At 37.7% G+C, this 24,867-nt stretch carries 23 protein-coding genes and 2 riboswitches; of the genes, 12 read left to right on the top strand and 11 right to left on the bottom strand.

All coding sequences use genetic code 11. The features are described 5' to 3' along the window. Positions 1–234 precede the first annotated feature (234 nt). From F7732_RS20430 to F7732_RS20400, 7 genes are all read left to right on the top strand, one after another. Positions 235–1,335, top strand: coding sequence for an ABC transporter ATP-binding protein (locus F7732_RS20430; RefSeq protein WP_151575903.1), 1,101 nt, complete (start codon positions 235–237; stop codon positions 1,333–1,335). Next, entirely contained in the window at positions 1,332–2,135 is an 804-nt protein-coding gene (locus tag F7732_RS20425; protein ID WP_151575902.1) for an ABC transporter permease, read from the top strand. The genes F7732_RS20430 and F7732_RS20425 overlap by 4 nt, the downstream gene beginning before the upstream one ends. A 1-nt stretch (position 2,136) precedes the next feature. Beyond that, the gene (locus F7732_RS20420) at positions 2,137–2,940 is read left to right on the top strand and encodes an ABC transporter permease (RefSeq protein WP_151575901.1); all 804 of its coding nucleotides are present in this window, start codon (positions 2,137–2,139) and stop codon (positions 2,938–2,940) included. Then, entirely contained in the window at positions 2,937–4,016 is a 1,080-nt protein-coding gene (locus F7732_RS20415) for an ABC transporter substrate-binding protein (RefSeq protein WP_151575900.1), read from the top strand. The genes F7732_RS20420 and F7732_RS20415 overlap by 4 nt, the downstream gene beginning before the upstream one ends. Before the next feature lie 82 nt (positions 4,017–4,098). Then, positions 4,099–5,235, top strand: a complete 1,137-nt coding sequence (locus F7732_RS20410; RefSeq protein ID WP_151575899.1) for a M20 peptidase aminoacylase family protein — start codon at positions 4,099–4,101, stop codon at positions 5,233–5,235. An 18-nt stretch (positions 5,236–5,253) separates the two neighbouring features. Then, the gene (menC, locus tag F7732_RS20405) at positions 5,254–6,363 is read left to right on the top strand and encodes an o-succinylbenzoate synthase (RefSeq protein ID WP_151575898.1); all 1,110 of its coding nucleotides are present in this window, start codon (positions 5,254–5,256) and stop codon (positions 6,361–6,363) included. Between the two features lie 55 nt (positions 6,364–6,418). Further along, a complete protein-coding gene (locus tag F7732_RS20400; protein WP_240056703.1) occupies positions 6,419–7,198 on the top strand; it encodes a divergent polysaccharide deacetylase family protein in 780 nt (259 codons plus the stop codon). A gap of 297 nt (positions 7,199–7,495) precedes the next feature. Here the strand turns inward: F7732_RS20400 and F7732_RS20395 are convergent, their stop codons facing one another. Both F7732_RS20395 and F7732_RS20390 read right to left on the bottom strand, forming a co-directional pair. Then, on the bottom strand, positions 7,496–8,770 hold the full coding sequence (locus tag F7732_RS20395; RefSeq protein ID WP_161598922.1) for an ATP-binding protein: 1,275 nt from the start codon (positions 8,768–8,770) through the stop codon (positions 7,496–7,498). A 288-nt stretch (positions 8,771–9,058) separates the two neighbouring features. Beyond that, a complete protein-coding gene (locus F7732_RS20390) occupies positions 9,059–10,798 on the bottom strand; it encodes an AAA family ATPase (protein ID WP_151575896.1) in 1,740 nt (579 codons plus the stop codon). Between the two features lie 276 nt (positions 10,799–11,074). On the opposite strand from F7732_RS20390, the gene F7732_RS20385 reads away from it, so the two are divergent. Further along, positions 11,075–11,317: a hypothetical protein gene (locus F7732_RS20385; protein WP_066445063.1), complete on the top strand. Its 243-nt coding sequence runs from the start codon at positions 11,075–11,077 to the stop codon at positions 11,315–11,317. 40 nt (positions 11,318–11,357) lie between these two features. Here the strand turns inward: F7732_RS20385 and qoxD are convergent, their stop codons facing one another. The 4 genes from qoxD to qoxA form a co-directional block, all read right to left on the bottom strand. After that, entirely contained in the window at positions 11,358–11,642 is a 285-nt protein-coding gene (gene qoxD, locus F7732_RS20380) for a cytochrome aa3 quinol oxidase subunit IV (RefSeq protein WP_066445065.1), read from the bottom strand. A 1-nt stretch (position 11,643) separates the two neighbouring features. After that, positions 11,644–12,240: a cytochrome aa3 quinol oxidase subunit III gene (qoxC, locus tag F7732_RS20375; RefSeq protein WP_066445068.1), complete on the bottom strand. Its 597-nt coding sequence runs from the start codon at positions 12,238–12,240 to the stop codon at positions 11,644–11,646. Then, positions 12,237–14,186 carry a cytochrome aa3 quinol oxidase subunit I gene (gene qoxB, locus F7732_RS20370; protein ID WP_151575895.1) on the bottom strand — a complete coding sequence of 650 codons (1,950 nt, stop codon included), beginning with the start codon at positions 14,184–14,186 and terminating at the stop codon, positions 12,237–12,239. The genes qoxC and qoxB overlap by 4 nt, the downstream gene beginning before the upstream one ends. Before the next feature lie 63 nt (positions 14,187–14,249). Further along, on the bottom strand, positions 14,250–15,188 hold the full coding sequence (qoxA, locus tag F7732_RS20365; RefSeq protein WP_151575894.1) for a cytochrome aa3 quinol oxidase subunit II: 939 nt from the start codon (positions 15,186–15,188) through the stop codon (positions 14,250–14,252). Positions 15,189–15,668: 480 nt separating this feature from the next. Between qoxA and F7732_RS23315 the strand changes: the two genes are divergently transcribed. The 4 genes from F7732_RS23315 to F7732_RS20350 all read left to right on the top strand — a co-directional run bounded on the left by F7732_RS23315 (position 15,669) and on the right by F7732_RS20350 (position 20,143). Beyond that, complete coding sequence (locus F7732_RS23315) at positions 15,669–15,797, top strand: hypothetical protein (protein WP_275670940.1); 129 nt, start codon at positions 15,669–15,671, stop codon at positions 15,795–15,797. A 215-nt stretch (positions 15,798–16,012) separates the two neighbouring features. Continuing rightward, on the top strand, positions 16,013–18,178 hold the full coding sequence (locus F7732_RS20360) for a beta-propeller domain-containing protein (RefSeq protein ID WP_161598921.1): 2,166 nt from the start codon (positions 16,013–16,015) through the stop codon (positions 18,176–18,178). A 166-nt stretch (positions 18,179–18,344) separates the two neighbouring features. Beyond that, positions 18,345–19,496, top strand: a complete 1,152-nt coding sequence (locus tag F7732_RS20355) for an acyl-CoA dehydrogenase family protein (protein ID WP_151575892.1) — start codon at positions 18,345–18,347, stop codon at positions 19,494–19,496. A 68-nt stretch (positions 19,497–19,564) separates the two neighbouring features. Continuing rightward, complete coding sequence (locus tag F7732_RS20350; RefSeq protein WP_151575891.1) at positions 19,565–20,143, top strand: glycerol-3-phosphate acyltransferase; 579 nt, start codon at positions 19,565–19,567, stop codon at positions 20,141–20,143. Between the two features lie 101 nt (positions 20,144–20,244). Here F7732_RS20350 and F7732_RS20345 read toward each other — a convergent pair whose 3' ends face one another. The 5 genes from F7732_RS20345 to F7732_RS20325 form a co-directional block, all read right to left on the bottom strand. Beyond that, positions 20,245–21,456, bottom strand: coding sequence for a M20 family metallopeptidase (locus F7732_RS20345; protein ID WP_151575890.1), 1,212 nt, complete (start codon positions 21,454–21,456; stop codon positions 20,245–20,247). A gap of 70 nt (positions 21,457–21,526) precedes the next feature. Beyond that, positions 21,527–22,342, bottom strand: a complete 816-nt coding sequence (locus F7732_RS20340) for a MetQ/NlpA family ABC transporter substrate-binding protein (protein ID WP_151575889.1) — start codon at positions 22,340–22,342, stop codon at positions 21,527–21,529. Between the two features lie 18 nt (positions 22,343–22,360). Then, positions 22,361–23,011: a methionine ABC transporter permease gene (locus F7732_RS20335; protein WP_066445092.1), complete on the bottom strand. Its 651-nt coding sequence runs from the start codon at positions 23,009–23,011 to the stop codon at positions 22,361–22,363. After that, positions 23,001–24,032, bottom strand: a complete 1,032-nt coding sequence (locus tag F7732_RS20330) for a methionine ABC transporter ATP-binding protein (RefSeq protein ID WP_151575888.1) — start codon at positions 24,030–24,032, stop codon at positions 23,001–23,003. The genes F7732_RS20335 and F7732_RS20330 overlap by 11 nt, the downstream gene beginning before the upstream one ends. Positions 24,033–24,158: 126 nt before the next feature. Further along, positions 24,159–24,264, bottom strand: a riboswitch (SAM riboswitch). 72 nt (positions 24,265–24,336) lie between these two features. Beyond that, positions 24,337–24,434: riboswitch (SAM riboswitch) on the bottom strand. 155 nt (positions 24,435–24,589) lie between these two features. Then, positions 24,590–24,781 carry a hypothetical protein gene (locus F7732_RS20325; protein WP_151575887.1) on the bottom strand — a complete coding sequence of 64 codons (192 nt, stop codon included), beginning with the start codon at positions 24,779–24,781 and terminating at the stop codon, positions 24,590–24,592. Positions 24,782–24,867 lie beyond the last annotated feature (86 nt).

Genomic DNA, 24,867 nt, shown 5'->3' with positions numbered 1-24,867 from the left:
TGAACTAGTTTAAAGGTGAAGTCTACCCAGGAATGGAAATCGTTTATAAAAACTCCTTAAAAGCGACATAGTTTGCAATAAAAAATAATAATGAATTATTTGTCAAGTTTTTTACAATCCTTATTGATATTAACGCTTTATTAAACTAAAATATGATATTAGTATGATTGTTGAACATTGTCATTTATTGAAGAAACAGCAATCATGAATTATTTATATAAAAAGGAGAAATAAATGGGAGAGAATACGATAATTCGTTTTGAACATGTGACAAAACAGTATGATGACGATTCTCCTGTTCTGCAGGATGTGTCTTTTGAGATTGAAAAAGGAAAGTTTTATACACTGCTTGGTCCTTCGGGCTGTGGAAAAACAACTGTTCTTAAGCTAATTGCCGGCTTCATTGAGCCAACAAAAGGCAATATTTATTTTAATGGCAAGGTTATTAACAATTTGCCGGCAAATAAACGTCAAGTTAATACTGTTTTTCAAGATTATGCTTTATTTCCACATTTAAATGTGTTTGAAAATATAGCGTTTGGATTAAGAATTAAGAAAATCAAAAATGATGAAATCACACGAAAAGTAAAAGAAGCTTTAAAGTTCGTCAACTTAGAAGGCTATGAGAATCGTGAAATTAAAGAAATGTCAGGCGGTCAGCGGCAGCGTGTTGCCATCGCGCGTGCCATCGTAAATGAGCCTGAAGTGATCCTTTTGGATGAGCCACTCTCCGCACTTGATTTGAAGCTTAGAACGGAAATGCAGTATGAGCTGCGTGAATTGCAGCGGAACTTAGGCATTACTTTCATCTTTGTTACTCACGACCAAGAAGAAGCATTGGCTATGTCCGATGAAATATTTGTTCTAAATGGCGGTAAAATTGAGCAAAGCGGCACACCTACAGATATTTATGATGAACCGATTAACCGGTTTGTTGCAGACTTTATTGGGGAATCGAACATCGTCTCTGGAACAATGCTGGAAGACTATGTTGTAAAATTCACTGGAAAAACTTTTGATTGTGTTGATGCTGGGTTTAATAAATCAGAAGATGTTGAAGTTGTCATCAGACCAGAGGATCTTGAGATCACGCTCCCTGAAAAAGGGAAGCTGCAGGTTAAAGTTGATTCACAGTTATTTAGAGGTGTACACTACGAAATCAGCTGCTATGATTCAGAAGGAAACGAATGGCTTGTTCATTCAACAAAAAAGGCCATTGTTGGAGAGGAAATAGGGTTATTTTTTGAACCAGAGGCAATTCATGTCATGAGACATGGTGAAACAGAAGAAGAATTTGATAAGCGTCTGGAAGCTTACGAAGAGGTAAACGGATGAAGAACAGATCACGTAATTTCTACCTGATTCCTTATGTGATTTGGATCGCACTTTTTGTTATCGCACCTCTGTTTCTGGTCTTATATTATTCTTTTTTCAATATTGAAGGAGAATTTACGCTTTCTAACTATCAGAAATTCTTTACACCAGTCTATTTAAAAATGACCTTCAGTTCATTTTGGTATGCGTTTCTAATCACTTTATTTACTTTATTAATTGCATATCCAACTGCTTACTTACTGACTAAAACAAAGCATAAGCAGCTTTGGCTGCTGTTAATTATTGTTCCTTCCTGGATCAATCTTCTTCTGAAAGCTTATGCTTTCTTAGGGATCTTTGGAACATATGGTGCAGCAAACAGTATCTTGGAAGCAATTGGAATTGGAAGCCAGCAAATACTCTTTACTGATTTTAGTTTTATTTTTGTTTCGGTATATATATTCCTGCCGTTCATGATCCTGCCGATTTTTAATGCACTGGATGAATTAAATCCGTCTTTGCTGTATGCATCAAGTGATCTTGGTGCCTCACCATTGACAACATTCACACGTGTTATTTTTCCATTAACATTAGATGGTGTAAAAGCAGGCTGCCAAATCGTCTTTATTCCTGCACTATCACTATTCATGCTGACTAGGCTGATTGCAGGAAACCGTGTCATCACCCTTGGAACTGCGATAGAACAGCATTTCCTTGTAACCCAAGACTGGGGCATGGGCTCAACCATTGCTGTGTTTTTAATTTTGGCTATGGTGCTCATTATGATCTTTACGGGTACTAGGAAAAAGGGGGTGCTCTAAAATGAAAAAGAATTCAGTCTTATCAAAAATGTATTTGGTTTTAATTTTTTTCATTTTGTATGCACCTATTTTCTATTTGATTTTCTACTCGTTTAACAGCGGTGGGACCATGTACCAATTTGAAGGCTTTACTCTTAACTGGTACAGGGAATTATTCCAGGATACCAGGTTGCTTACAATTGTATTAAATACAGTTATCATTGCATTACTGTCAGCTACCGTGTCTACCATTCTTGGTGTTGCAGGTGCTTTGGCTATTTTATATGCAAGAAAAAGAAGAGTAAAAAATACGCTTCTTTCTTTAAACAATGTATTAATTGTTAGTCCTGACGTTATCATTGGTGCTTCGTTCCTGATTCTCTTTACCATGATCGGCATTAAACTCGGGTTTATTTCAGTTCTGCTTGCGCATATTGCTTTTAGTGTGCCAATTGTCGTATTAATGGTGCTGCCAAAACTGGAAGAAATGAGTGAATCGATGATTTATGCTGCATTAGATCTTGGAGCAAGTCGATTTGATGTTCTGACTAAGGTCATTCTGCCATACATTACACCAGGTATTTTTGCAGGGTTCTTTATGGCATTGACGTATTCTTTAGATGATTTTGCGGTTACCTTTTTCGTCACAGGAAACGGATTTACAACTCTGTCTGTGGAAATATATTCATTGGCAAGACGAGGTGTATCTCTAAATATTAATGCACTTTCTGCTTTATTATTTGTGTTCACCATGCTTCTTGTAGTTGGCTATTACTTTATTACGAAAAAAAGTGAAAAGCCTCGCGGTATGGGGGTGAGACAGTGAAGCAGCTAGTTAGAGCTTTTGTCGCGGTACTTGCGATTTCATTTATACTGTTATATATCGTTAATCGATTAAATTCTGCACAAGGTTTAACGGAAGGGAATGTACTGACTGTTTTTAACTGGGGAGATTATATCGATGCTGAGCTGATCGACCAGTTTGAAGAAGAAACAGGTATCAAAGTAATATATGAGACGTTTGATTCAAATGAGGCTATGCTTACAAAGATTCAGCAGGGCGGTACTACTTACGATATTGCTGTTCCATCTGAATATACGATTGAAAAAATGAAAGAAGAAGATTTGCTTTTGCCTGTGGATCATAGTAAGATCCCAAACTTAAAAAATATAGATGAACGATTTATGGACCTTTCTTTTGACCCTGGCAATGAGTATTCCATTCCATATTTCTGGGGCACAGTAGGAATTGTGTATAATACAGATATGCTTGAAGAGAAAGGAATGACTCTTACAAGCTGGAATGATCTGTGGGATCCGCGATTAAAAAATGAAATCCTTCTTATCGATGGTGCCAGAGAAATCATGGGCATGGGATTAAATAGCCTGCATTATTCATTAAATGATAAAAATGATGACCATTTGATGGAAGCAAAAGAAAAATTGGATTCCTTAACACCAAATATAAAAGCAATCGTTGGGGATGAAATCAGGCTGCTAATGGAAAACGATGAAGCAAGCATTGGTCTTGTTTGGTCAGGTGTAGCTGCAGAGCTAATGTGGGAGAAAGATAATTTAGAATATGTTGTGCCTGAAGAGGGATCTAACCTGTGGTTTGATAATATGGTTATTCCGAAAACAGCTAAAAATATTGATGGTGCACACCAGTTTATGAACTTTATTCTGGATGCTGAAAACGCAGCTCAGAATACCGAATATGTTGGATATTCAACGCCAAACAAAGCAGCAGTTGCTTTGCTGGATGAGGAAATTGTAGGAGACGAGCGCTTTTATCCTGATGAGGAAATGACAGCCAGATTAGAGGTTTATGAAAACCTGGGACCTAGATTGCTATCTCGCTATAATGATCTGTTTCTTGAATTCAAAATGCATAGGAAATAATGAAGCGATAGCCGATCCTAAATAATAGGGTCGGCTATTAACACAATATAGATAGTATAGAGAAAAAAGGTGGGTTCGTTTAATGATAAAAGAACTTGAAAACTTAAGAGATGAGATCAAAGAAATATTTCAGCATTTGCATGAGCATCCTGAAATTAGCTGGCAGGAAGTTGAAACCACAAAATTCATAACCGCCTTTTTAAAGGACAGAGGCTATCAAGTAAGTAATTTTAAGGAAAATACAGGTTTGGTCATGGAAGTTGGAAGCGGGAGTACTTGTATTGCTGTTAGAACTGATATGGATGCTTTATGGCAAGAAGTGGATGGTGTATTTAAAGCGAACCACTCCTGCGGTCATGATGCCCATATGACCATTATAATAGGTGTACTTCTCTTGCTGGAAAAATTAGAAAAATTAAATAATGACAATATAAAATTAAAGTTTATATTTCAGCCGGCAGAGGAAAAGGGCACCGGCGCATTAAAAATGATTGAGCATGGTGTATTGGACGATGTTGATTACTTATATGGCGTCCATTTACGGCCAATTCAAGAATTGAGTGATGGTTTTGCAGCAGGAGCGATCTTGCATGGAGCTTCAATGTTCCTAAATGGTGAGATCAATGGAAGTGATGCTCATGCAGCTCGTCCTCATCTGGGACAAAATGCAATTGAGGTTGCAGCTGCCATTGTAAATGAAATCAATAATATTCATATTAACCCTTTAGTTCCGTATTCGGCTAAAATGACGAAATTACATGCTGGGGGGGATTCAGCTAATATAATTCCTGGACGTGCTTCTTTTACAATCGATTTACGGGCACAAACAAATGAAATGATGGAACAGCTGATAGCTAAAATTAACATGATTTTAGAGGGAATCAGTCTAATCCATAATGTGAAAATTGATTCACAGATTTGTGCAACAATGCCTGCGGCAACAAAAAATGAAGAAGCAATAAAGATTATGGAAAAAGCGATTGCCGAATGTATAGGCAAAGATAAATTAGTGCCTCCCATTGTAACCACTGGAGGTGAGGACTTTCATCATTATACAAAAAACCGTCCGCACCTTAAGGCAACTATGCTTGGCTTAGGTTGTGATCTGCAGCCAGGACTGCATCATCCAAAAATGATGTTTAATGAAGATAGCATGTTTACAGGGATTGAAATACTGGCAAGAACCATTCTTCATACAATTGATAAAGTACAGAACTGAAAATAGAGGTGTTTTCAATTGATTATTACAAAAGTCATCATGAATCACGTCCGAATGCGACTTCGTGAACCATTTCATACTAGTTTTGGAACGATCCAAGATAAAGATATTGCTATTATTGAGGTAATTGACGAAAAGGGGAACAGCGGCTGGGGTGAATCCGTAGCATTGCCTGATCCAACTTATACGGAAGAAACATTTAAAACAAATTGGCACATTCTTGAGGATTATTTGATTCCTTTGTTATTGAATAGGGAAATCAGCCACCCCGATGAAGTAGGAATGATATTTTCCCCAATTAGGAGAAATTATATGGCAAAGGCCGCCCTCGAGGGTGCCGTCTGGGATTTATACGCTAAAAGAGAGGATCTTTCTCTCTCAGCTGCACTTGGAGGCACCAGAAAGAGTATTGAAGCAGGAATAAGTATTGGCATTCAGCAATCCAAAGAAGAACTTTTTAAAAAGATTAAGGGTTATCTGGAAGAGGGTTTTAAGAGAATCAAGATTAAAATTAAACCTGGTATGGATGTAGAAATCATTAAAGCAGTCCGCGACCGCTTTCCTGATGTTCCATTAATGGCAGATGCAAATTCTGCCTACACTTTAGAGGATATCGACCTTTTGCGCAAGCTTGATGAGTTTAATCTGTTAATGATTGAACAGCCATTAGGTGCTGATGATATAATCAATCACGCAAAGCTGCAGAAAGCCATTAAGACACCTGTCTGCCTTGATGAAAGCATCCAAAGTCTTGATGATGTGAAAAAAGCAGTAGAACTTGGGAGCTGTCAGATCATAAATATCAAAATTGGCAGAGTTGGCGGACTTAGTTCAGCACGAGATATTCATCATTACTGCAAAGAGAATGGAATTGCTGTCTGGTGTGGAGGCATGCTTGAAGCAGGGATTGGAAGAGCATTTAATATTGCTCTCAGCTCTTTAGAAAATTTCACCTTGCCTGGTGATACGGCTGGATCTGCACGTTATTGGGAGGAAGACATTATTAACCCAGAGGTTGTTGTAGTTGATGGGGTAATTGAAGTCCCGTCAAGAATTGGGATAGGATTTGAACCAAATCGTGAGACCATTAAAAAATACACAGTAACTCAAACAATGTATTCGAAATAAAGATATGGAGATTTTCCTCTGGTATTTGGGAAAGCTAAACACCAGAGGTGATTCTATGAAAAAGATAAAAATGAGTTTAACATTAGGGCTGTTCATTTTGCTGAACCTTCCGGCAGGAGTTTTTGCTGCTGAAGAACAGAAGAACGAATTAGCAATCGTAATTGATGATCTTGGCAATAAAATGGAGGGTACAGAAGAAATCCTAAGTCTTGAAGTCCCGCTTACTATTGCCATCATGCCTTTTCTTGAATCAACGAAAGAAGATGCAGAAAGTGCTTTTAACAATGGTCATGAAGTTATTGTGCACTTGCCTATGGAGCCGAAGAAAGGGAAGAGGAGCTGGCTTGGTCCCGGAGCTATAACGACTGATCTTTCAGACCAAGAGATTCGTACAAGAGTGGAAAATGCAATTAAAGATGTTCCGCACGCTGTTGGCATGAATCATCATATGGGTTCTAAGGTGACAGAGAATGAGCGGATTATGCGAATTGTCTTGCAGGTTTGCAAGGAACAAGGGCTATTTTATTTGGATAGTAAAACGACCGGAAAGAGTGTAGTCGGCAAGATTGCGTCAGAATTAAAGGTGCCTTATTTGGAAAATAACATTTTCTTTGATGATATATATACTAGACAGCATATAACAAAACAGGCCAATAAGTTAGCAGAGAAGATTGTAAAAAAGGAACAGCTAATTGCGATTGGTCATGTTGGAATTACCGGCAAAAAAATGGCAGAAGTATTGCAGGAATATATCCCTGTTTACCAGCAGAGTGCTGACATAGTCCGATTATCAGAATTAATTCCGGGATACGAACTTATTGATAAAGGGATATAACCTTTCTGAAATAGGCATAAAAAAGAGCCGCCCACAGATTACTTTGGTTAGTCCCGCAGTCGCTGCGTGTAAGATTGTGGACGGCTCATGAATTAGTATAGACAGTGATTGATCGTTTTATAATTAATTATTCTTCAAGGTTAAGCAGTTATCGAACAACATTCATCCGGATATTTTAGAAAATTAGAAAATTATTTCTCGGGAAAGCGCATAATCAGACAATTTAGTACATAGGAGTGCTTATTATATGTAAAATAAACAATAAATAGAATTGAATTTGTCGCATAATCTTTCGCATTAACTAATTTTTGTCGAAATGTCGCGATACTCCTTGGCAGGAGCGAGTGGAAATAGTAAAGAAAATGTTGTTCCGCATCGTTCTTTGCTTTTAATTTTATATTCCCCATTCATGCGTTTGATGATGTCAAAGGAAATCATGAGACCTAGACCAGTTCCTTTTGTTTTTGTAGAATAATAAGGCTGTCCTAATTGTGTGAGCTGCTGCTCTGAAAGTCCAATCCCCTGGTCAATAATATCTACCACACCTTCTCCATCACTTTGATAGGCCTTAATAGTTAAGCTTCCTCCAGATTGCATCGCTTCTATACCATTCTTTGTTATATTAATGAGTACCTGTTTCATCTCATGTGAATTTCCTAATATAAAGAGATCTTGTTCAATATCGCATTCGATAAGCACATTCGAAATATTTGCATACGGTTTCATAAAGCTAAAGACTTCTTCTATTGTTTTGGTTAAGGAAATAAGTTCATTGCTTTTTGTCTCTGGACGTGCAAGAGAAAGAAAATCATTAATAATTTGATCTGTTCTCTTTAATTCTTCCAGAGAAATAGAAATAAACATCCCTTGCTCTTCTGTAAGGTTATTGTCACTTTTTATGAGCTGCAAAAACCCTCTTACAGAAGTCATTGGATTACGAATTTCATGAGCTACTGATGCAGCTAATTGACTAATTGCATTCATTTTATCAGAATTTTGCAGCTGTACCATCATAGATAGCTGTATGTTATTTAATTCGATAAGATAAATAACCATTGTTAATGTTATAGCGGACATAATAGAAAACCAAATTAAATTCAGTATTTCATCCGTATCACCAGATCTGACAATCGCTAAGTATCTTGTCAGTGTAATTGGGATATAAAAACATGCACCAAAAATAATTTTTTGCATAAAAGAAAATCGATTGTAAAAAGTAGACATGATTATAAAAATGACTGAAACAATTCCATAGTTTAAAAGTAAAAATAGCACTTCACTTGGATTCACCAAGGATTTAAATAAAATAATAAATACAACAAACAAGATACCAATAGCAGGGCGTATATAGAAAAAAACAATGAATAAAGGAATAAATTTTAAATCAAAATGAATATTTCCTGTAATATTAGCAGGGAATGACATAGTTAAAAATAGTGCAGCAAAATTGGCAATCGCAAATAGAACAGTGGTTTTGGTATCCATGCACCTTCTATAAAGAATAAAACAGCTTAACGGAATCATCATCATAACAAAAAAGTGTAAGGCTAATTCAGCAACAAACTCATACACAATAAAACCTCCGACTACAGAATTTACTCTTATTGGATTAGACATAAATCTTTAAAATCCTTGTTTCTGACTGAAAAAACTGTAATTTTATTCCTTATAGTAGAAAAGTAGGAATCTTTTTAACTTTATAAGCAGATGAAATATTAGAGGTTTTATTAGCTAATGAACTGAGATTTAAAATTCTATAATTTAAACAAATGAAAAAGCCTCCGCTTTGTGTGGATTAGGGTCCACATAAAGGGAGACCTTTTAATGTTGAAGAGGGTTCGGAGAATTGTTAAAGTTCTTTTAAACAATAACTAAATGTTCAGTTTGCTCAGTGCTGACATGATCTGCTATTCTTTGAACCTCATTGCCTTCAAGTGTTTCATATTTTAGTAATGCCTCAACAAGCTCATCAAATTGAGGACGATTATTTGTAATAATGGTTTCTGCTTTTAATAAAGCTTTTTGAAATAGTTCCTGCATTTTTTCTTCTTTTTGCTTCGTGCTGAATGTGAGTGTAAAGCCGTCTTCTAGCAAACCAGTGTCGACCATTTGCTCAATAATTGATTTAGCTTGTTTTACATCACCGCTGACTCCAATACTGTGTTCACCTAATAATAATCTTTCAGCAGTTCCACCGGCTAAGATCATTGCTACTTGGTCTAAAAGCTCTGAAGCAGTGGACAGCTGCATTTCCTTCGTAATAGGAGCAACGTATCCCAGCGCCTGACCGCGCGGGATGATAGTAGCCTTACGGACAGAACCGGGTTTCGTAATGGCAGCCACAAGAGCATGACCAGTTTCATGAATAGCAACTCTTCTTTTTGTATCGGCATCTTGTAAAGCTCGGCTGCTGGTTCCTAAAATGGTTCTGTCTAATGCAAAATCAAGATCCTCACGTGATATATTTTCTTGACCTGACTTAGCTGCCCGTCGGCTGGCTGTTTCAAAAAGAGAATGTAAGTCAGCGCCAGAGAAACCAGATGTGCTTTCAGCTAGTTGACCTAAAAACGCAGCGACATCCGGAGCTAACTGCCTGTTTTTAGAGTGAATATCAATGATTTCTTTACGTCCTTTTGTATCAGGAAGAGGAACATGAAATGAAAAATCGATTCTGCCAGGCCGCAAAAATGCTTCGTCTAACATATCCCGTCTATTCGTTGCTGCGATAAAAAGGATTCCTTCGTTTGAGAGACCTCCATCTAATTGAACAAGCAACTCAGTTAATGTCTTTTCTCCTTCTTCACCGCCATGCTGTTTTCTTCTCCCTGCAAGTGAGTCTACTTCATCAATGAAAACGACAGCAGGAGTTTGTTTTCTGGCATTTTGAAAAAGGGAGCGTACTCTCGAAGCACCAACACCAACAAACATTTCATTAAATGCAGAACCGCTTGTACTAAAGAACGTAGCGCCAATTTCTTTGGCAATCGCTTGAGCAAGCAAGGTTTTTCCTGTCCCAGGGGGACCATATAATAATATGCCTTTAGGCGGTTTAATTCCCAGGCGCAATGCTTTTTCAGGGTCTTTAAGGGTTGCAAGTGTTTGGAGAATTTCATCTTTCATTTCCTCCTGAATACCGCCCACGTCTTCTAAGGAAATAGTAGGCAGCTCCTTCGGCTTAGAAACACTTTGCTTCATTGAGTTAGCTGCACCTAATCCGCCTTTACCAGATTTGAAAAGGTAAAAACCCAATCCAGCCATAACAGCCACTAGAAAGATTAAAATCATAATTGTATAAGGGTTTGATGCTGAATAGCTATATTGTAAGTCATAATTTTCAACAAGGCTGTTTACCATATCGCTATTTGGGGGAACATGTGAAATATATTCTTGATCATCGGCTGTGATGATTAATTTTCCACTTTTATATTCTTTAATGGATGATTCATTTGCTGATGCAGAGATGATATTTTCAACTTGAGAGAATGGGATAGTTGTTTCTTTACCTTTCGTACTCATGAAAGTAAACAATAATGCTAAAATCACGACTGAAGCTGCTGCTAACCAAAGAAATGAAGAGCCTTTTCTAAAAAGTGATTTCAACCTAAAACCTCCTTATATATCTATATATATTATAGACTACTTGTCTCCTAAGTGTTAGCAATACAATGCTTTTAAACGTGGTAATTATTGGTTAGGTGTAGACAGTTTATACATGCAGCTAGAGGATTTAAGATTACAGCCTATATTTGCCAATGAAAGTAAAGATGTTTAACGAGTTCGAAAAAAGTCAATATATAAATATAGAACATTTTGTGAAAATAAATTGACAATTTTGTGAACAAAGGAATATTATAGAGGTACAGGAGGGTGATGGATATGAGTAAACATCGAACCATGTTAAAGGCAATTAGATACTGTGGAATTTCAATTTTATCAATTGGCATTATTCTATTTACAATAGGTTTCCTTGAAAGCGGTTCCAGTATTCTTACCCCAATAGGAATCGGAACAGTAATGGGAGCAATCTTTATTTTCTTAATGGGTGTTTTCTTTGTAGCAACAGAGGAAACATTAGAAAAATCGGAAAAAACACCACGCGGATTTTTGTTTAAAAGATAAAAAGGAGCGACATTAGTCGCTCCTTTTTGTTTGCTGCAGTTTATACATAACCCCATACCATTGTCAGTAAAGTACCCAATATTGTAACGATCGCAATAAAGATTCCATAATAGACATTTGTGTAAATATGAGCTTTGTCTTCTGATTCTCCAGCATGCATAAACATAACCAGCTGCAGACCTGCTTGTATAAATGCTGTGACAAGCAGGATTGTCATTCCCGCAGTAAAAGACATATCAAAGAAATAAACGGCTAATGCTACTGCTGTTAAAACAAGAGAGAAGATAAAGCCCATAACTTGTTTGATAGGAAATAGCTCTTTCATATTACATCATTCCTTTCAAGTAGATGAAGCTGAAAATAAAGATCCAAACTACATCCAGGAAGTGCCAGTAAAGAGAGAATATAAAAGATTTATTAGCAGTTTGAGGTGTTAAACCATTCTTCTTAATTTGAATCATGATGAATAATCCCCATACAAGACCAAATGTTACGTGAGCTCCATGCGTCCCTAACGTTGTTAAAAGGATGGAGGTGAATGCACTTGTCTGCAAGGCAGCACCCACATGAATATAATGATTAAATTCGTAGATCTCAACACCTAAAAACGCAAGCCCAAGAATTAGCGTGATTCCAAAGAAGACTAACATTGGTTTTGTTCTTCCAAGTCTCATCGCGTGAATCGCAAGCCCAATTGTGAAACTGCTTGTTAAAAGCAGAATAGTTTCTGCCAGCACTGGTGTTAATTCAAAAATAGAAGAACCAGCAGGGCCGCTTCCAGTTCTGGGTGCTAGAACAAAATAGGAAGCGAATAGTGTAGCGAATAGCATGATTTCAGCGCCAAGGAAAATCCAAAAGCCTAAAATCTTCATTTGATTTTCTTGTGTACTGTATTCAAGAGGGAGTGAATGATCTATTTTCATACGGTAGGACCTCCCAGTTTTTCTTCAGTTTCTTTTATTTCTTCGACAGAGATATAGCGGCCATGATCTTTTTCAAATGACTGATAAGCCATGCAGCCGAAAATTCCGATCGTTGCAATAATTAATGGAATCCACATTGCAAATACGAATGAGAAGCCCCATACAAAGAAGATGCTGCTCATGATGAAAGGAATTGGACTGTTGTTTGGCATGTGAATCTTTTCGAGTTCACCTTTAAACAGCTTGTGGCCTTTCTTTTTAGCATCCCAGAATGCTTCAGTTGAATCAACATTTGGAACAATTGCAAAGTTATATTCCGGTACTGGACTATGTGTAGCCCATTCAAGTGATCTTGCATCCCATGGATCTGAACCGATGTCTCTTGGAGCGTAACGAATACTATAGTAAATATTATAGACAATCAACGCAAAACCGATTGCAAGGCCGGCTGCTCCAACAAAAGAAATCATATTCCACATTGTAAAGCCTGCTTGTTCAGAATATGTGTACATTCTTCTTGCCTGACCATCCAGACCAGAGAAGAACATTGGAATGAAAGCAACAAGTGTACTGATGGAAATAATCCAGGCACTTAATTTTCCAAGTCTTTCGTTTAACATAAAGCCAAACATTTTTGGCCAGTAATAAGTTAAACCTGCAAGCATAGCGAATACTACGCCTGGAATAATAACTAAATGGAAGTGAGCAACTAAGAACATTGTGTTGTGATACTGATAGTCAGCTGCTGACATTCCGAGCATTACTCCGGTAACTCCGCCGATTGTAAATAGCGGAATGAATAGCAGGGAATAAAGCATTGGTGTCGTAATAACAATTTTTCCTTTCCAGAGTGTAAACAGCCAGTTAAAGATCTTTACACCTGTTGGAACGGCAATGGCCATTGTTGTAATTGAGAAGATACTGTTAACAAACGCACCTTGACCCATTGTAAAGAAGTGGTGAACCCAAACAAGGAACGAAAGCAATGAAATAATAACCATTGATGCGACCATTGATTTGTAGCCGTAAAGGTTTCTGCGCGCGAAAGTTGAAATGATCTCACTATATATACCAAACGCAGGCAATACTAAAATATATACTTCAGGATGTCCCCAAACCCAGAACAGGTTGGCCCATAACATGTCCATTCCGCCATTATTCGTTGTAAAGAAATTAGAAGCGAATAGACGGTCAAGTGTACCCATTGCAAGAGCAACTGTTAGTACTGGGAATGCAAAAACGATAATAATATTTGTGATAAAAGCTGACCATGTGAACATAGGCATTTTCATTAAAGTCATGCCTGGTGCTCTCATTTTTAAGATGGTTGTCATAAAGTTGATCCCTGTTGCCAGAGTACCGATCCCAGCAATCTGCAGGGCAATCATATAATAGTTCGTCCCGACTGACTCACTAAACTCGGTTCCTGCTAACGGGAAGTACGAAGTCCAGCCTGCGTCAGGTGAACCGCCGATTACGAATGAGATGTTAAAGAGCATTGCTCCCATGAAAAATAACCAAAAACTTAAAGCATTCAAACGTGGGAAAGCGACATCTCTCGCACCAATTTGCAAAGGTACAACAAAGTTCATCAGTGCCATAATAAATGGCATTACCATGAACATAATCATAACAACTCCGTGAGTTGTGAATATTTCATTATAGTGCTGTGCATCTAATAATTTGTTCTCCGGCATTGACAGCTGAGCTCTCATCATGATCGCATCAGCGCCACCGCGGAACAGCATAAGAAGCGCAGAAATTAAATACATTATACCGATTCGTTTATGGTCAACAGTTGTTAACCATTCGCGCCATAAATAACCCCATTTTTTAAAGTAAGTTAATCCAGCGATGATAGCAATTACGGTTAATCCAATAGCGACCATGGAAGCGTATATTGCTGGGCTTGGATGCGGTATGGCGAATCGTTCAAAGAATTCCATACGATTTTATCTCCTTTCACGTATAACAAACAAGTTTACTAGCTTTAAATATTTATCTGCATATTAATGATGATGTTCAGATTCCTCGTGATCGTGGTCCTCATGATCATGATCTTCATGATTTTCTTCATCAGAATCGTCTTCGTTACCAGATGATCCGTGATTATGTCCGCCATGTTCACCTTCAGGAGCTGGACGGAAGTCAAGATGTGTACCAGTAAAAGTTAATTGACCAAGATGACCTGGTTCAAGTAGTTCATCAAACTTTTCTTCAGTAATAGGTGAAGCTGTATCTTTCACTTCTTCTACCCAGTCGTCAAATTCGTTTTGAGGCATTGCTGTAACATTAAATGTATTCTCAGCAAAGCCTTTACCATTAAAGTTAGCATTTCTTCCCATATATTCACCAGGGACATCTGCAGCAAGATGCAAAGTGTTAACCATATCGGACATTGCATATTTTTGTCCGCCTAATTGCGGAATCCAGAAACTGCTGATTGTTCCAAAAGAGTATAATTTGAATTCTAGAGCACGGTCAGTTGGAACGTATAGGTAATTTACCGTTTCAATTCCTTCTTCTGGGTAGCTGAAATGCCACTTCCATGCTGAAGATGATGCATAAACAACTAAAGGTTCTTTATCTTCATATCCCGCTGGAGTTGCTTCGACTTTATAGTTGCTTTGCACAGACATAAAAGAGAGGACAGCAACAATCAGGACAGGAATACCAACACAGATTGATTCAACGAGTATGCTGCCTTCAATATGCGGCGGTTCATAATCTTCTTTTTGCTTTGAAGCTCTGTATTTAATTAACATGTAGGCCAAAATACCAAACACAGCCAATACGATAAATAACATGATACTAGCTGAGATGATAATGTCATTTGCCTGTGTTGCTGCTTGCGGGCCTTTTGGATCCAGAACAATTAATTGTTCACACCCTGTAAGCACTGTGGCAATAGTAATAACTAGAAAGAGGATTGCCGATTTAAGTTTCATTATTGTGCTCCTTTCATCAATCAATGAATGAAATATAATTTTCATCATTACTAAACTATATATTGTTCACATTAACAGTCTCTATATTAGTCTCATATAATGTTAATTACAATCATTTGTGATTTGTGTCACAAAATGTTCATGATTAGAAGACGTGTTTTTGTCACAAAAAGTTCATAAATAGACTAGTAAATGATTGGTAACTCCTATTTTTTATTAGTATTTTTGATAAAGCTAGAGTAGTATAAACACTTTTAACCCATATTGTAAGTAGAGCTAAAATTTTTTTACTATAATTCATTCCATGTAAAAATTCTTTTTATGGCAGTTTATATGTGTACATATATGGGTAAAATATTTTCAACTATGTATACCCCCAGAAAAAGGTCCTTAACCTCGAATTGTATTGTAAATGAAAAGTTTAATTTATTGTCACAATATATTTTTTAATGGGGCATTTATGTTACAAGGAGTCTGATTATGAAAATCTTTAATGCGGACATAGACCAAATATTAGATGATACATCCGATATGGCTGATGAAGATCTTTCTCATCTAATCAGACATATAGAAATAGATCTTTTACTTGATCGTACACAAGATTGGTAATACATATTAAGATTAAGGATTCTAATTGGAAGGAGCTTCGGTAATCACGAGGCTCTTTTTTTAATGCTAAGCAAAGAAATAGCATAAAGAAAATAAAAAGTGGAGTACATGGAATTCAATTATATAAGACTTAATAAAGCCGCTAAGAAATCTTTAGCTTCACTGTAACCATCTTCCAATTGTTCTCGTCAAAAGGAATAAAGGGGGAAATGGCGATGAAAAAGATATGGATTATTATGAGCATTTTGCTTCTTGTTCCTGCGGCAATAGCTGCTGTTATTATGAGCACGCAGCTAAAGGTTGTCAGCCAGATTGAAAATGAAAATGTGGAGGTACTCAGCAATAAAACGTGGAAGATTTATTTTTCACGAAAGTTAGATCAAAAAACAGTTAATTCACAAACTGTATCTGTCATTAACGATCAAGGTGAGAAACAAGATATTGACATAAACTTAAGTGATGATCAAAAGAGCATCATTGTTAAACCTCCCGAATCAGGCTTTAAAGCAAGAACAGGTTCATACAAGCTATTACTGACAGAGGGCATTCAATCAGTGAACGGAAGAAAATTAGCTCATCAAACAGAACAGCTTTTTAATGTCGAGCTTACATTGCCAAAAGCTGATTCAGTTGCTCAAATAAATGACCATTTCCTTACACTGTTAGAAGATAAAGGGCGTTCAAATGGACCTGGATTATACAGCAGTTCAGGTTCTACAGAGTTCAGCAATATGGAAAGCAGCGGGGAAGGAGGACAGTATTCTAAAACAAATATCCAAGTTGATGGAGTTGATGAAGCCGATGCGGTAAAAACTGATGGTCAATACATTTACCGGGCAGCAGATGGCGAAGTGCAAATTGTATCTGCTCATCCAGTTAATGAAATGGAAGTCATGTCTGTGCTGAAGTTCACTCATGATTTTAGTCCGCATTCTCTGTTTCTGCATGAAAACCAGCTTGTTGTTTTAGGACACAGTTATACAGAAAATAAAAAGGGTGCTGAAAACAAAGTTCAAGACATTTCTTTTCCCGCATATTATCAAAGTGTAAAAGCAATTGTTTATGATATCGAAAATAAAAAACAACCAAAAGTAACAAGAGAAGTTGAAGTGGAGGGTTCCTTGACAGCAGCAAGGATGAAGGAAGGAAAGGTATTTATGGTTACAAATCAATATCCAGATATTTGGATCTTAGAGGAGAACCCAGATATGGACCTTCGACCAATTTTTAAAGATACTGCAAAAGCGGAATCCTTTCAGCGTGTGGATTTGAAAAATATCAATTATATACCAGAATCAAAAGATCAAAACTTCACAAATATTGCTGTCTTTGATTTGAAGCAAAATACCAAAGAGGCAGTAATATCCTCATTTATTGGCAGCGGTGACAATATGTATATGTCAAAAGATTATCTTTATATGGCTTCGGCTGATTATTCATTAATGCCACTGCGTGAAGAGAGCTTTGAAGATTTTAGTCCGGATACAACGATTTATAAATTTAAGTTTGAAGGTCTAAAAGCCGTTATGATGGCGAGCGCCGAAATAAACGGCACCATTTTGAATCAATTTTCAATGGATGAGCATGATGGTTATTTCAGAATAGCAACAACAAAAGGGAATACTTTCAACGATTCCAGCCCTTCAGCTAATAATCTCTACATTTTAGACGAAAACTTAAATGAGACAGGTAATCTTGAGGACCTAGCGAGAGGAGAAAGAATATATTCCGCTCGATTCATGGGTGATAAGATATATATCGTTACTTTTAAAGAAACAGATCCATTGTTTGTTATAGACAGCAGTAATCCGAAGTCTCCTAAAGTTCTAGGCGAGTTGAAGATTCCTGGTTTCAGCAACTATTTACATCCTTATGACGAAAACCATTTAATTGGATTTGGTTATGATACAAGGGTTGAAGCAGGCAAAAACGGTAGCGATCCGCTCGTCTTTACTGAAGGCATTAAAATTTCACTTTTTGACGTTAGTGACATGAAGAATCCCAGGGAAAAGTTTACAGAGATTATTGGCGGCAGAGGAACCTATTCACCTTTAAATTATGATCACAAAGCATTACTATTTGATAAAAATAAAGATATTTTCGCTTTTCCCGTTACGGTATATGAAAACATTAAAGATAGTCAGTATGATAGTAAATATACATTTCAGGGTGCCTATATTTACGGAATTGATGTAGAGAAAGGTTTTACAATAAAAGAGATGGTGACCCATCAGGATCAAGATGCAATTTACGAAGAATGGGAAGATACAATTGATAGACTCGTTTATATCAACAACATGATCTATGCACTATCTCCAAATGCCATCTCAGCATATGATATGAAATCCTACAGGAAAATAAATTTTGTTGAAATCAACTAGGAAGGAAGTGAGACTGCATCTTGGCATGCAGTCTTTTTTGAATTATTCTTACATAAATAAATGCAAAACAACCTTTGATAACTCCTCTAGAAGTCACAGTAGTTCACATCAGAAAATAAATCCATTAAAATAATTATATAATCCGATAGGAAAAGAGGGATTTATAATGAATTTTTTACAAACAAAAGATGCCAAAGAACGTTTGAACTATCTTGAGAAAATAGCTGAAAACTTTCGAACGAGGGCAGATATACATGACAGGGAAGGAACATTTCCTTTTGAAAATATGACTGAGTTAAAGAGGTCCGGCTATACTGCACTGACTGTACCTGTAGAATATGGTGGTAAAGGAATCTCATTAACCGAACTACTGCATTTGCAGGAGACCATAGCAGAAAGAGATGGATCTACTGCCCTTTCAATTGGCTGGCATATGGGAATTGTTCACAATCTATTTGAGAAAAAAGCATGGGATGATAGCATTCTTCAATGGATAGCTCGTGAAGTTTTAAATGGTGCCCTTATCAATACGTTGGCAACCGAGCGGCAAACAGGCAGTCCGACTAGAGGAGGTAAACCGCATACAACTGCAAAGAGACACAAGAATAAGTGGATTATAAATGGCAGGAAAAGCTTTGCAACCATGTCACCTGTCCTCGATTATATGATCGTTACAGCAACAATTACAGAAACGGAGGAAGTTGGAAGCTTTATTATCCCTGCAAACAAAGAGGGAATTATAATAGAAGAAACTTGGAATAGTGTAGCGATGAGAGGGACGGGCAGTCATGATGTTATTTTTCAAGAGGTTGCCATTCATAATGATTTTCTAGTTGAAAAAATGCAGCGGGGTCCCAAACAGGCTAACGGCTGGCTTCTTCACATTCCTGCCTGTTATTTAGGAATTGCCCGTGCTGCTCAATCCTATTCCATCCAATTTGCAAGGGAGTATACTCCTTCTAGTATTAATAGGCCGATTATTGAATTGCCTAATGTTCGTCAAAAACTTGGTGAGATTGAGCTAGAGATCATGAAGTCCCGCTATTTCATGTATGGAGCTGCAAAAGGGTGGGATGAAAGTGAAGCTGAGGCACGAAATACAATGACACCTATTTTATCAGCTGTTAAACATGAAGCTACAAATAGTGCATTGAAAATTGTTGATTTGGCTATGAGAATTGTCGGTGCCCATAGTTTGGCACAAAATAATCCGCTGCAGAGATACTACAGGGATGTTAGGGCAGGTCTGCATAACCCTCCTATGGATGATATGACCATTGAACAGCTTGCTGCGTTTTCAATTGACCAGAAAAAGTAAAACAAGTTAATACATTGGCAAGGGTCCATGTTATAATACGGGAAGTATATTTTCGCTAGGAGAACATTATGTTGTTCATTATCTATTTGTTTGCATATTTTACAGGAAATCTTTTGACAGGTGTTTTAATCGGCAGTCTGTTTAAAAAAGGGGATATCAGGGGAACGGGATCTGGAAATCCAGGAGCACGCAATGCAGGACGTTTGTATGGAAAAAAGGCTTTTGTATTTACGTTTTTAGGCGATGCAATAAAAGCATCTATTGTTGTAGCAGTATGTTTTTATTTTCACTTAACGACGACCGAAACGCTTTTTGCACTACTGCTGACTATTATTGGTCATATTAAACCAATTCTTTTCCGATTTAAAGGTGGAAAAGGCATTTCATCCTTTATAGGAGGAATTCTTGCTATTGAGCCTTTCATGGCAGTTGTCATTATCTTCGGCTTTTTGATCTTTTATCCGATTTCTAAAAGTTTTACGATAGGTGGACTTGGTTCTTTTATACTTATCCCCATTACAGCATATTTTGTTTTTCACAGTTCTTTGGAAGAAGCTCTCTTTCTTTTTCTTATCATCCTGGTCGTAATAGCAGCACACGAGAAAGACATAAGAGGTTACTTTATACAAAAATTCACTTCCAAGTAATACATAGCTTAAGCTAAAACAGTAAAAGACCCGAACGATTAGACAGAAAGTGAATACTGCAATCGCTCGGGTTTATCTTTAATTTCTTTATTTAGATAGAATTACTTGTTTTCTAAGGCTTTTCTTTCATGAAATTCTGCTGTAATTGCAGCAAGAGTTTCCGGCTCAGTTATCAGTTTGAGAGCGGTTAAGGCAAGTGCCTTGGCACCAGTTATCAAGGCTTGATCTCCTTTTGGAGACGCAGCAGCTTCTCTAAATGGAACCGTGTGCGGGATCAAATCACTTGACCCAATTTTAATATAAGGATGGATCGTCGGCACAACTTGGCTGATATTTCCGGCATCTGTTGAGCCAAGCCCTTCGCGTACGCCCATGATAGTTTCTCCTAATTCTTCAGCAGCTTCTCTAAAAACTTCATCATACTTTTCGTTTGCAAGAAGATTATCAACCTCATTTTGGAAAGCAATAACGTTTAATTTAGCACCAGTGGCTAAGGCTGCTCCTTCTGCAACTGCTTTTACTTTTTCAGTAACTTCATTTAATTTTGCTCTAGTTGCTGCACGAATAAAGAATCTTGCTTTAGCGTATTCAGGAATAATATTCGGAGCATCTCCGCCATGAGTGATAATTCCATGAATACGCACATCATCTGTCAGCTGCTGTCTTAAAGCATTGATACCATTGAATAATTGAATAACCGCATCCAGTGCATTAATGCCTTCGTGCGGGGAAGCAGCAGCATGAGCAGGTTTGCCGGTATATTCAAAATCAAGCGGATCAACCGCCAAAGAAGGTCCAGTTAAACGAGTTTCACTATTTGGATGAATCATTAAAGCCGCATCTATTCCATCTGTTAGATTATGTTTTACAAAGCTTCCTTTCGCACTGCCGTTAGGTCCGCCTTCTTCAGCAGGTGTTCCAAATACAACAGCTTCACCGCCAGTTTCTTCAATCACTTTGCTTAATGCAATTGCTGCAGCTGTACTTGTCGTGCCAATAATATTGTGCCCGCATGCATGACCAATCCCTGGAAGAGCATCATATTCAGCTAAAAATGCGATTGAGGGTCCAGGTTTGCTGCCTTTTTTGCGTGCGACAAAAGAAGTTTCATGTCCTGCAACGGCCTTTTCTACAGCGAAACCTTCTTTTTCAAGCAGTTCAGTCAGAAGGGAAGAGGCAAAGAATTCCTCGTTTCCAATTTCCGGGTTCTCGTGAATTTTATGACTTGTTTCAATGTAAACAGATTTGTTGTCTTCGACATTTTGAATAATTTTCTCTTTTAAAACAGCTGCTGATTGTGTAGATGTGCTCATTATATTTCCTCCTTATAATAGAGGAGGTTCTTGCTAAGCAAAAACCTCCATGAATTTTTAAAGTGACGGTTTACCAGCCAATGTTGCTAAGTGGAACAAATGTAGGGATTAAGTTGCCATCGTATTCTTCTTTAATAAATTCTGCAGTATCTTCTTCCTGGTAAAGTTCGGCAATTCTTTTATAGGTTTCGTTATCTTTGTCTTCTTCGTTGGCAGCAATAATATTAATGTAAGGTGTTGCCGTTTCGCTTTCATGGTAGATGGCATCAGTCAATGGAGTAAGTCCTGCATCACGTGCAATTCCATTGTTAATAAGAGATGCAGCTACATCTGGCAATGCTCTTGGAGTTTGAGCAGGAACCATTTCAACCAATTCAAGGTTTTTAGGGTTTTCGGTTACTTGAGTTAAGTTGCCGTTAGAATCAAAATCTTCTGGCAGTCCGATTAGTCCGGCATCTTCAAGGAGCATTAATGCACGCCCTTGGTTCGATGCATCATTTGGGATTGCAATTTTAGCACCATCAGGAATATCGTTAACATCTTCATATTGGTCAGAATAGATACCCATCGGAGCCAGAACCGTTGTAGCAATAGGAACAAGGTCTAAATTATGCTCTTCAATAAAAACATCAAAGTAGGCAACCGTTTGGAATGCATTTAAATCCAATTCATTTTCTGCAAGTGCTGTGTTTGGTGCTACGTAATCAGAGAATGACACGATTTCGATGTCAATGCCTTCCTTCTCAGCTTTTTCAGCAATAAAATCCCAGGTTCTTGTATCTGTGCCGCTAATTCCTATTTTTACCGTTTCCGAACTGTCGCTGGAGCAGCCTGCTGCAAATCCTGCAAATGCTAATAATATGCTTGATAGTATAAGTTTTTTCATGTTGTGTTTCCTCCTAAATTATCTTCGTCTAATTTTTTTAGCTGTAAAATTCCCTAAGCTTTGTAACCCTTGCACAATGACCACAAGAATGGCTACCGTGATCATCATTGTAATTTCATCAAAACGCTGATATCCATATGTAATGGCTAAATCGCCAATACCGCCGGCGCCAACTGCTCCTGCCATTGCTGTTGCCCCTACAAGCCCGATGGTTGCGATGGTGAGCGCAAGGACGAGGGAGCTTAGCGCCTCGGGTAGCAGAAACTTAGAAATGACCTGCCATGGAGTAGCGCCCATTGCTTCAGCAGCTTCAAGAACCCCTGGGTCTACCTCCAATAAAGAGTTCTCTACCAATCTCGCAATATATGGCCCAGCATAAAAGACAAGAGGTACGATTGCTGCTGCTGTTCCAATGGATGTGCCAACAATCAGTCTTGTGACAGGAATGAGCGCAACCAATAAAATAATGAATGGTACTGAACGGAAAATATTAATGATTCCATTTAAAATATTAAAGACAGGCAAGTTTTGAAGCAGATGACCTTTTCTCGTGACAACCAGCAAGATTCCAAGCGGCAGTCCAAGCAGGGTCGAAAACAAAAGAGAAAAAGTGACCATTTGAATCGTTTCAATCAGAGCTTCGATAATTTGATCTGTATTAGCTAGCATGTTCATTCACCTCCTTAATGCTGATATCCTTTTCTTGGATATAAGTTAAGGTGCGGGCAATTTCTTTTTCGTCACCTTGGAACTCTACAATTAAGTTGCCAAACGGAGTTCCCTGCAATTCTGTAATATTGCCAAAAAGGACATTAATATGAATATCAAACTTCTTGGAAATTTCCGATAATAGCGGCTGTCCAGCTTTGTTTCCGACAAAGTTAATGCGGAAGATTTTTTGCATGCCGGCGTGCTGCTGAATCAGTTCCTTGATCGATTCAGGAAGCTGGTCATTCATGACCGTGCTGACGAAATTTCTTGCTGTTGATGTTGTTGGAGAAGAGAAGACGTCAAAAACAGTTCCTTCCTCAATAATTTTTCCGGCTTCAATGACGGCAACCCGATCACATATTTCTCTAATAACAGACATTTCATGGGTAATGATTAAAATAGTAATGTTGTATTCTTTATTTATTTTTTTCAAAAGCTGCAAAATAGAGCTTGTTGTCTGCGGGTCCAATGCAGATGTTGCTTCGTCACAAAGCAATATGGAAGGCTGGGTTGCTAAGGCTCTCGCAATACCAATTCGCTGTTTCTGTCCTCCAGAGAGCTGGTCAGGGTAATTATCTGCTTTGTCAGCTAGACCCACAAACTCTAGCAGCTCTTCAACACGTTTCTTGATCTGTTCCTTAGGTGTATTCACTAATGTAAGCGGCATTGCGACATTGGCAAAAACAGTTTTAGAGTTTAATAGATTAAAATGCTGAAAAATCATCCCGATATTCTTTTTAACTTTTCTGACCTCTTTGACAGATAGGGAAGTAAGGTCGTGTCCATCTACAATGACATGACCAGATGTCGGACGTTCAAGCAGGTTCACACAGCGAATGAGCGAGCTTTTACCTGCACCGCTAAAACCGATCACCCCAAATATTTCTCCTTTATTGATTTTTAGGTCGATACCGTTAAGCGCAGCAACCTGCTGTCCGCCACTTTCGTATACCTTTCTGAGCTGCTGAAATTCAATCAAACTTTTCATCTCCATTTCCAGTTGTGTTTCTTAAGAGAAGCGCAAGCGCCTTAACTCCTTTACAATAAAAAAGTCTCCTTCTTGAAAGAAAGAAGGAGACCTGCAAAAAAATACTGCAATTCGTTCTCCTTATCTTTCAAGCTCTTCAGCTTGCTGGATTTGGCACAAACTTCATATGGAAGCCGCTGCCGAGGTGTCATAGGGCCAGTCCCTCCGCCTCTCTAGATAAGAATGTTATTTAGTTAAAATAAAAACCCTCTTCTAAAATAAGAAGAGGGCAATAAATAATAAACGTCATGACCTCTTCTTATCTTTCAAGCCGTGCTTGCTGGAGTTGGCACAGAATTAGATTCCGCTGCCGAGGTGTCATAGGGCCAGTCCCTCAACCTCTCTTGATAAGAAGTGTGTTCGTATTTTGTTTTGTTAAAACTTGATTATTAATTTAACGCATTAAATCATAGATGTCAAACGTTTTTTGAAATAATATAATTTTTATTATGAAATAGCAAGTGATAAACTTTCCGGATATCACAATACGATCCCTTTTATTCTATTTCTTATTCCTCGAAATATTCTTTAATTTCCTTTTCATTTGAACCATTAAAATAAGGATTTTTTTCTGTGGAGTTTTCTTCGTCTAGATTCATGCGAATGACTAGAGATGGACTTGAAGAATGCTTAGCAATTATCCGATCATCCAGCTTCGTGAACGACGGCAGCTTATTATTCCCGAAGTTTTTGTTATCCATTGTAACACCTCCCAGTGTTAGCTTTTCTAACAAATGCGTAAAATATCCATAAGAGGTTTTGGTTTTATCATAAGAAAAAAAAGGTA

The sequence above is a fragment of the Bacillus mesophilum genome (assembly GCF_008923265.1).
Lineage (GTDB): Bacteria > Bacillota > Bacilli > Bacillales > Cytobacillaceae > Cytobacillus > Cytobacillus mesophilum.
This window is presented reverse-complemented; position numbering and strand designations above follow the sequence as displayed.

Bases quoted from the DNA above. Each gene is read 5' to 3' on its own strand.
- qoxD (WP_066445065.1), bottom strand. From the start codon at position 11,642: ATGAAAGAGCTATTTCCTATCAAACAAGTTATGGGCTTTATCTTCTCT.
- F7732_RS20410 (WP_151575899.1), top strand. From the start codon at position 4,099: ATGATAAAAGAACTTGAAAACTTAAGAGATGAGATCAAAGAAATATTT.
- F7732_RS20355 (WP_151575892.1), top strand. From the start codon at position 18,345: ATGAATTTTTTACAAACAAAAGATGCCAAAGAACGTTTGAACTATCTT.
- F7732_RS20360 (WP_161598921.1), top strand. From the start codon at position 16,013: ATGAAAAAGATATGGATTATTATGAGCATTTTGCTTCTTGTTCCTGCG.
- F7732_RS20350 (WP_151575891.1), top strand. From the start codon at position 19,565: ATGTTGTTCATTATCTATTTGTTTGCATATTTTACAGGAAATCTTTTG.
- F7732_RS20340 (WP_151575889.1), bottom strand. From the start codon at position 22,342: ATGAAAAAACTTATACTATCAAGCATATTATTAGCATTTGCAGGATTT.
- F7732_RS20335 (WP_066445092.1), bottom strand. From the start codon at position 23,011: ATGCTAGCTAATACAGATCAAATTATCGAAGCTCTGATTGAAACGATT.
- F7732_RS20430 (WP_151575903.1), top strand. From the start codon at position 235: ATGGGAGAGAATACGATAATTCGTTTTGAACATGTGACAAAACAGTAT.
- qoxC (WP_066445068.1), bottom strand. From the start codon at position 12,240: ATGAAAATAGATCATTCACTCCCTCTTGAATACAGTACACAAGAAAAT.
- F7732_RS23315 (WP_275670940.1), top strand. From the start codon at position 15,669: ATGAAAATCTTTAATGCGGACATAGACCAAATATTAGATGATACATCC.
- F7732_RS20400 (WP_240056703.1), top strand. From the start codon at position 6,419: ATGAAAAAGATAAAAATGAGTTTAACATTAGGGCTGTTCATTTTGCTG.
- F7732_RS20425 (WP_151575902.1), top strand. From the start codon at position 1,332: ATGAAGAACAGATCACGTAATTTCTACCTGATTCCTTATGTGATTTGG.
- F7732_RS20385 (WP_066445063.1), top strand. From the start codon at position 11,075: ATGAGTAAACATCGAACCATGTTAAAGGCAATTAGATACTGTGGAATT.
- F7732_RS20420 (WP_151575901.1), top strand. From the start codon at position 2,137: ATGAAAAAGAATTCAGTCTTATCAAAAATGTATTTGGTTTTAATTTTT.
- qoxA (WP_151575894.1), bottom strand. From the start codon at position 15,188: ATGAAACTTAAATCGGCAATCCTCTTTCTAGTTATTACTATTGCCACA.
- F7732_RS20325 (WP_151575887.1), bottom strand. From the start codon at position 24,781: ATGGATAACAAAAACTTCGGGAATAATAAGCTGCCGTCGTTCACGAAG.
- F7732_RS20345 (WP_151575890.1), bottom strand. From the start codon at position 21,456: ATGAGCACATCTACACAATCAGCAGCTGTTTTAAAAGAGAAAATTATT.
- qoxB (WP_151575895.1), bottom strand. From the start codon at position 14,186: ATGGAATTCTTTGAACGATTCGCCATACCGCATCCAAGCCCAGCAATA.